Here is a 7,457-nt window from a genome sequence, read left to right as displayed (position 1 = left end):
TCGGCGATCACCGCCACTTCGGGCCGGAGCGCGCGCGCCTGTTCGGCGAGCCGGCCGACTGGGTCATGTCGGACATCGTCGGCGCGGCGGGGCTCGTTCCGGGCTTCCGCGCGCTGTCCCACGGCAGCACGCTCGCGCTCGCCAACAAGGAAAGCCTCGTCACCGCAGGGCCTCTTCTCATGGCCGAGGCGCGGCGCCACGGCGCCACCATCCTGCCGGTGGACAGCGAGCATTCCGCGCTCTTCCAGTCTCTCGGGGGCGAGGATATCGCCACGGTCGAAACGATCACGATCACCGCCTCGGGCGGGGCCTTCCGCGACTGGCCGCTGGAGCGGCTGTCCCGGGCGACCGTCGCCGAGGCCTCGACCCACCCGAACTGGGTGATGGGGCAGCGGATCACCATCGATTCCGCATCCATGTTCAACAAGGCTCTCGAAGTCATTGAGGCACATGAATTCTTCGGGATCTCGCCCGAGCGGATCGAGGTCCTCGTCCACCCCGAATCGCTCGTCCATGCACTGGTCGCGTTCCGCGACGGCGGGGTGATCGGCCATCTCGGCGCGCCCGACATGCGCCACGCCATCGGCTACGCGCTGAACTGGCCGCAGCGTGCGCATCTGCCGGTGGCGCGGCTGAACCTCGCCGCCGTCGGGCGGCTCACCTTCGCCGCCCCCGATCCGGCGCGCTACCCCGCGCTGGGGCTCGCGCGCGCGGTGATGGATACCGGCGGGCTTGCCGGCGCAGCCTTCAACGCGGCGAAGGAGGCGGCCCTCGATGCCTTCATCGCCGGTGCCATCCGCTTCACCGAGATGGCCGGGGTGGTCGAGGGCGTGCTCGACCGGCTTTCCGGCCGGGGCGGGCTTGAGAAACCCGCCGCGAGCCTCGATATGGTGCTCGACATGGACCGCACAGCGCGCCGCCTCGCCCGTGAGGCGACGCACCTGCCCGCCGCCGAGAGGACCTGAGACTTGGACCTGCCCGCCCTCCTGACCTCGCTCGGCGACACGCTCTATACCGTCGGCGCCTTCGTCGTGGCGCTGTCGATCATCGTCGCGGTGCACGAATACGGCCACTACCTCGTCGGTCGCTGGTCGGGCATCCATGCCGAGGTCTTTTCCATCGGCTTCGGCCCGCGTCTCTGGAGCCGGGTGGACCGGCGCGGCACCCGCTGGCAGGTCGCCGCCGTGCCCTTCGGCGGCTACGTGAAGTTCCTCGGCGATGCCAACGCGGCCTCGGCCGGGGCCGACGCGGGTACGATGGCGCGGCTCTCGGCCGAGGAGCGGCGGCACACGATGCACGGCGCGCCGCTCTGGGCCCGCGCGGCCACCGTCTTCGCGGGACCGGCCTTCAACTTCCTGCTCTCGATCGCAGTCTTCGGGCTGATGGTCTTCGCCACCGGCGTCGCCACCGACACGCCCGAGATCCGCGCGCTGAAGCCGCTTCCTGTCGCGCACGACCTGCAGCCCGGCGACCGCATTCTCGCCGTGAACGGCATCGAGACGCCGGACTACAAGGCGCTCGGCGCGGCGGCCGAGGCGCTGCCGGATACCGAGACCCTCGACTACCGGGTGCTGCGCGGCGGCCGCGAAGTGACCGTCACCGGGCCGACGCTCCTCCCCGCCCTGATCCTCTCGGTCCTGCCGAAAAGCGCCGCGATGGACGCGGGCCTGCGGGAAGGCGACGTGATCCTGTCGATGAACGGCATCCCCACACCGCGCTTCGACGACCTCCAGGGGATCGTCAAGGCGAGCGGCGGCAAGCCGCTGACGCTCGCCGTCTGGCGGGACGGCGAGACCTTCGAGACCACGCTCGCCCCGCGCGAGCGCCCGGTCACGACCGAGGGCGGCGCGCTGGAGACCGGATACCAGATCGGCATTTCCGGCAGCTTCATGTTCGAGCCGGCGACGCGGCGTCCGGGGCCGCTGGAAGCCCTGGGCATGGGCGTGTCGCAGACCTGGGGGGTGATCGAGACAACCTTCGCCGGGATCTCGGCGATGATCGCCGGCAGCATCTCCACCTGCAACGTCAGCGGCCCGGTGGGCATGGCCCAGGCGACAGGGGCGGCAGCTAGCGCGGGGCTCTCCTCCTTCATCTGGCTCACCGCCGCGCTCTCGACCGCGATCGGGCTTCTGAACCTCTTCCCGATTCCGGTCCTCGACGGCGGGCACCTCGTGTTTCACGCCTACGAATGGGCACGCGGCAGGCCACCCTCGGACCGCTTCATGAACGCGGCCATGGCGGTCGGGCTCACCGTGGTGCTGGCACTGATGCTCTTCGGGCTGACGAACGACCTGTTCTGCCGGTAGCCGGGCCGGGTCCGGCCCCCTTTCGCCGCGCATCCGCCGCAAAGCTGCCATATTCGCGGCCTAGCCTTGATGGCGTCGGAGTCAGGGTCGGAGGGTCGGTTCCATGCAGATGCTTCAGAGCGGCTATCGCGGGTTCTCGCTGGTACTCGATCTCGGGGTCGACCGCATCCTGATTCCCCTCGCCATCGTCCTCGGCCTCGCCGGCGGCGCCCTCATCGGGACCGAGCTCGTCCGGCTGCAGACGCCCGAGCAGCAGTTGATGCACTGACCCCGGACACACAGGCCGGTCTTGCCATACGGCGCGACCCCTAGGGGCCGCGCCGTTCGTTTTGACAATATCCCGTATTCCCGGTAGTCACTTTCCCAAGTGAGTAGCGAAGAATTTTCGGGGGCAGAGCATGTTCGGGCGGACACGTGGCAGAGCCATCGGCGCAGCCAGTTCGGGGGGCCGCGTCCGGTCCGCGATTTTCGTCATGCTTGCCGTGGTTTGCGGCCTTCTGTTCAGTCAGGCCCAGGCGCAGAGCTACACGTTCTCGCGCATCTCGGTCGAGGGCAACACCTTCGTGGAGCCCGCGACGATCGCCAAGATCGCCGGAATCGGTCAGGGCACGACCGTGTCGCAGGCCGAGCTGAACGCCGCCGTGCAACGGCTCATCGCCTCCGGCCTCTTCGCCACGGCCGATGTCGTGCCCTCGGGCGGAACGCTGGTGATCCGGGTCTCGGAGAACCCGGTGATCAACGTCGTCAGCTTCGAGGGCAACCAGAGGCTGAAGGACGAGGACCTCGCCAAGATCGTGAAGTCGCAGTCCCGTCGCGTCTATTCCGCCGCCCAGGCGGAAGCCGATGCCGCCGCGATCACCGAGGCCTATGCCGCACAGAACCGTCTCGCGGCGCGGGTCGAGCCGCGCGTGATCGACCGGGGCGACAACCGCGTCGACCTCGCCTTCGAGATCCGCGAGGGCAGGGTGACCGAAGTCGAAAGGCTGAGCTTCACCGGCAACCGTGCCTATTCCGACCGGCGGCTGCGCCAGGTGCTCGGCACCAAGCAGGCCGGCCTCCTGCGCAACATCATCCAGCGCGACACCTTCGTTCCCGACCGGATCGAGTTCGACAAGCAGGTGCTGACCGACTTCTACCGGGCGCGCGGCTACATCGACTTCCAGGTGCTGTCCGTGAGCCGCGAGTTCTCGCGCGAACGCGACGGCTTCTTCCTGACCTTCGCGGTGCGCGAAGGGCTCGCCTACAAGTTCGGCAACGTCTCGGCGGTCAGCGAGTACGAAGGCATCGACGTCGCCCCCTATCGGGACGTGATCCGCATCCGGCAGGGGGCGTACTATTCGCCGCTCGCCATCGACACGACGATCAGCCGGATGGAGGCGATCGCGCTGAAGCAGGGCGTGAACTTCCTCAACATCGAGCCGCGCATCACCCGCAACCCGGAAAACCAGACGCTCGACGTGGTCTTCGCGCTGACCAAGGGCCAGCGCGTCTTCGTGGAACGGATCGACATCGAGGGCAACGCCACGACGCTCGACCGCGTGGTGCGGCGGCAGTTCAAGTCGGTCGAGGGCGATCCCTTCAATCCGCGCGAGATCCGCGAGGCGGCGGAGCGCATCCGCGCGCTCGGCTATTTCGAGACGGCGGACGTGAACGCGCGCCAGGGCACCTCGTCGGACCAGGTGATCGTCGACGTTAACGTGGAAGAGAAGCCCACCGGTTCGCTCACCTTCGGCGCCAGCTATTCGGTCTCCAACGGCGTCGGCTTCAACGTCGGCCTGAGCGAGGCGAACTTCCTCGGCCGCGGCCAGTATGTCAGCCTGAACATCGCGGTCGGCACCGACGACAAGAACAGCTCGATCACCTTCATCGAGCCGGCCTTCCTCGACCGCGACCTCAAGTTCCGGTTCAGCGCCTACTACACGACCAGCGAGAACTCGAACTCCGACTATTCGACCAAGCGCATCGGGGCCTCGCCCTCGATCGAGTTCCCGATGGGCGAGTTCAGCGCCATCGAGTTGCGCTACAAGGTCTCGCAGGACGAGATTTATGCGGTCGACACGAACTCCTCGCAGATTCTGAAGAACGAAGAGGCGCGCGGGGCCGAGATCACCTCGGCGCTTGGCTATACCTACAGCTACGACACGCGCCTTGGCGGGGTCGATCCGAACTCCTCGATCCTGTTCAAGTTCGGCCAGGACTTCGCGGGCGTCGGCGGCGACATCACTTCGATTACCTCGACGGCGCTCGCCTCCTACGAGCGCAAAGCCTTCCGCGAGGAGGTGACGCTCCGGGCCGAGGTCGAGGGCGGTGTCGTGGTAACCTCGGGCGGCGACAGCCGGCTCGTCGACCGCTTCACCGGCAACGGCAAGATCCGCGGCTTCGAGCCGAACGGCATCGGCCCGCGCGACCTGACCGTGGCGAACCAGGACGCCGTCGGCGGCAACTACTTCGCCGTGGCGCGGCTCGAGGCCGAATTCCCGCTCGGCCTGCCCGAGGAATACGGGATCACCGGCGGCCTCTTCGCAGACGTGGGCTCGGTCTGGGGCCTCGACGACACGCTCGGCGGCACGATCGACGACGGTCTGCACCTGCGCTCCTCCGTGGGCGTCTCGATCTTCTGGAACACGGCGCTCGGTCCCTTGCGGTTCAACTTCTCGAAGGCGATCAACAAGGAAACCTACGACCTCGAGCAGAACTTCGACCTGACCGTCTCGACGCGGTTCTGATGCGTGCGCCCCGAAGGCTGGTGCTGGCGCTGGCGTTTGCCGCCGGCACCGCATCGCCCGTGATTGCCCAGGAGACGGGCCAGCCGGCCGACGGCCTCGTGCAGACGCCGATCCTGACGATCGACCAGGACCGGCTTTTTGGCGGCACGCTCTGGGGCAAGCGGGTCGCCGCGAGGATCGAGTCCGCCTCGGCGGAGCTTGCGGCGGAAAACCGGCGGATCGAAGCGGAGCTGACGGCCGAGGAAAAGGCCCTGACCGACAAGCGCCCGACCCTTCCGCCCGAGGACTTCCGCCGCCTCGCGGACGATTTCGACGCCCGCGTGACCGAGTTCCGCGACAGCCAGGACCGGAAGGCCCGGGCGATTGCGCGGATCCACGATGCCGAGCGGCAGGCCTTCTTCCAGGCCGCCCTCCCGGTCATGGCCGAGGTGCTCCGGGGACACGGGGCGATCGCCGTCCTCGACAACCGCGCGATCTTCCTGGCAGCGGAGGCCATCGACGCGACGGACGAGATGATCGCCCGCATCGACGGGGAGCTGGGGCCGGGCGCCGATGTCGTGGTGCCGGAGGAGGCGGAGGACAGCCCGACCGCGCCCGGGGACGGAAACGCCGCACCGCCCGACCCGGCGCAGCCGGGTTCGGGCAACTGACGGAACCGCACGCGACCTCGGTTCTTGTCAGGGCTTGGCCGAGTTGTTACGCAGGCGCGGAAACGACCCAAGCCGGTGGAAGGAGCGCGCATGGCTGCCGAGGCGATCACCGAGGCCGATCTCGACCTGATCCAGCGGATCATTCCGCACCGCTACCCGTTCCTCCTGATCGACAAGGTCGTCGACATCGTGCCGAACAAGGGCTGTGTCGGGATCAAGAACGTCACCATCAACGAGCCGCATTTCACCGGGCATTTCCCGGCGAAACCGATCATGCCCGGCGTGCTCGTGGTGGAGGCGATGGCGCAGGCGGCGGCGGTGCTTGTCGGCATCTCGATGGATGTGGTGGGGCGCGATCTGCTGACCTATTTCCTCTCCATCGACGCCTGCCGCTTTCGCCGCATGGTGGTCCCCGGCGACCGGCTGGAGCTGCACATGACGGTGAAGCGCGGCGGCGGCAAGATCTGGAAGTTCGACGGCCGCGCCATGGTCGGCGACCAGATGGCCTGCCAGGCCGAGATCGCCGCGATGATGGACCTCAGGGACTGACATGGCCATCGCGGCAAGCGCGCAGGTCCACCCGTCCGCCCATGTCGAGCCGGGGGCGACGGTGGGCGAGGGGTGCCGGATCGGCCCCTTCTGCCTGATCGGTGCCGAGGTGACGCTGGGACCCGGCATCGAGGTGAAGAGCCATGCCGTCGTCACCGGCGCCACAACGGTCGGCGAGGGCACCGTGATCTTCCCCTTCGCCACGATCGGGGAAGTGCCGCAGGACCTGAAGTTCCGCGGCGAGAAGACCGCGCTGGTGATCGGCGCGCGCAACCGCATCCGCGAACACGTGACCATCAACCTCGGCACCGGCGGCGGTGGCGGCGTGACGCGGGTGGGCGACGACTGCCTGCTGATGGCCGGCTCCCACGTCGCGCATGACTGCCAGATCGGCAACCGGGTTATCCTCGTCAACAACGCCGCCCTCGCCGGGCACTGCATCCTCGAGGACGACGTGATCGTCGGCGGGCTTTCCGGCGTGCACCAGTTCGTCCGCATTGGCCGGGGCGCGATGATCGGCGCGGTGACGATGGTCACCGCCGACGTGATCCCCCACGGGCTCGTCCAGGGGCCGCGCGGCACACTCGACGGTCTGAACCTCGTCGGTCTGAAGCGGCGCGGCGCCGCGCGGGGCGAGATCGCGGCGCTGCGCGACCTGCTCGACGCGCTGTCGCGCGGCTCCTTCCGCGAGAGCGCCCGGATGCAGTCCGAGGCGGGGCCGGAAAGCCCGCTCGTGCGCGAGGTGCTGGATTTCATCCTCGGCCCCTCCGACCGTTCGTTCCTGACGCCGCGATGACCCGGACGGCGCTCATCGCCGGGCAGGGCGGCCTGCCGGTGACGCTGGCCGCCGCGCTGCGCGAGAGCGGCACCGACTTCCTCGTGGCCGAGCTTGACGGCTTCCCCTCCGCCATCCCGGATGCCGACCCGATCCGTTTCCGGGTGGAGCGGCTGGTGCCGTTCCTCGACGCACTGGCCGGCCGCGGCGTGAGCCGGGTCGCCTTCGCCGGGGCGATCCGCCGCCCCGCGCTCGACCCCGAGCTGATCGACGCTCGGAGCGCGACGCTGGTGCCGCGGCTGGCCGGCGCCTTCCGGTCGGGCGACGACGCGCTCCTGCGCGAGGTCATCGCGATCTTCGAGGACTGGGAGTTCGAGGTGGTGGGTGCCGATGCGCTCGCCCCCGCGCTGGTGCCGGGGCCGGGGTTCCTGACCGGTGCGGCGAGCGACGC

Annotated in this window: 7 protein-coding genes and 1 pseudogene; all 8 read left to right on the top strand. The window is 69.0% G+C overall.

The features are described from left to right. Positions 1-965 (top strand): 1-deoxy-D-xylulose-5-phosphate reductoisomerase (gene dxr, locus F9K34_RS15505; protein ID WP_291338027.1); only part of this gene is annotated, 965 nt, incomplete at its 5' end. 3 nt (positions 966-968) lie between these two features. Next, a complete protein-coding gene (gene rseP / locus F9K34_RS15500; RefSeq protein ID WP_291338026.1) occupies positions 969-2,306 on the top strand; it encodes an RIP metalloprotease RseP in 1,338 nt (445 codons plus the stop codon). Between the two features lie 103 nt (positions 2,307-2,409). After that, entirely contained in the window at positions 2,410-2,574 is a 165-nt protein-coding gene (locus tag F9K34_RS15495) for a hypothetical protein (RefSeq protein WP_291338025.1), read from the top strand. Positions 2,575-2,779: 205 nt separating this feature from the next. Next, positions 2,780-5,032, top strand: a complete 2,253-nt coding sequence (gene bamA / locus F9K34_RS15490) for an outer membrane protein assembly factor BamA (RefSeq protein WP_291338024.1) — start codon at positions 2,780-2,782, stop codon at positions 5,030-5,032. Beyond that, entirely contained in the window at positions 5,032-5,682 is a 651-nt protein-coding gene (locus F9K34_RS15485; protein ID WP_291338023.1) for an OmpH family outer membrane protein, read from the top strand. The genes bamA and F9K34_RS15485 overlap by 1 nt, the downstream gene beginning before the upstream one ends. A 90-nt stretch (positions 5,683-5,772) precedes the next feature. After that, positions 5,773-6,231: a 3-hydroxyacyl-ACP dehydratase FabZ gene (gene fabZ, locus F9K34_RS15480; RefSeq protein WP_291338022.1), complete on the top strand. Its 459-nt coding sequence runs from the start codon at positions 5,773-5,775 to the stop codon at positions 6,229-6,231. A 1-nt stretch (position 6,232) separates the two neighbouring features. Beyond that, positions 6,233-7,027: an acyl-ACP--UDP-N-acetylglucosamine O-acyltransferase gene (gene lpxA, locus F9K34_RS15475; protein ID WP_291338021.1), complete on the top strand. Its 795-nt coding sequence runs from the start codon at positions 6,233-6,235 to the stop codon at positions 7,025-7,027. Continuing rightward, positions 7,024-7,457, top strand: a pseudogene (locus F9K34_RS15470) (LpxI family protein); the annotation flags it as partial. The gene lpxA and the pseudogene F9K34_RS15470, both read left to right, overlap by 4 nt.

This window comes from Albidovulum sp., assembly GCF_008933605.1.
Taxonomy (GTDB): domain Bacteria; phylum Pseudomonadota; class Alphaproteobacteria; order Rhodobacterales; family Rhodobacteraceae; genus Albidovulum.
Note: the sequence above shows the minus strand (reverse complement) of the source record. Positions and strands in the feature narration are given on the sequence as shown.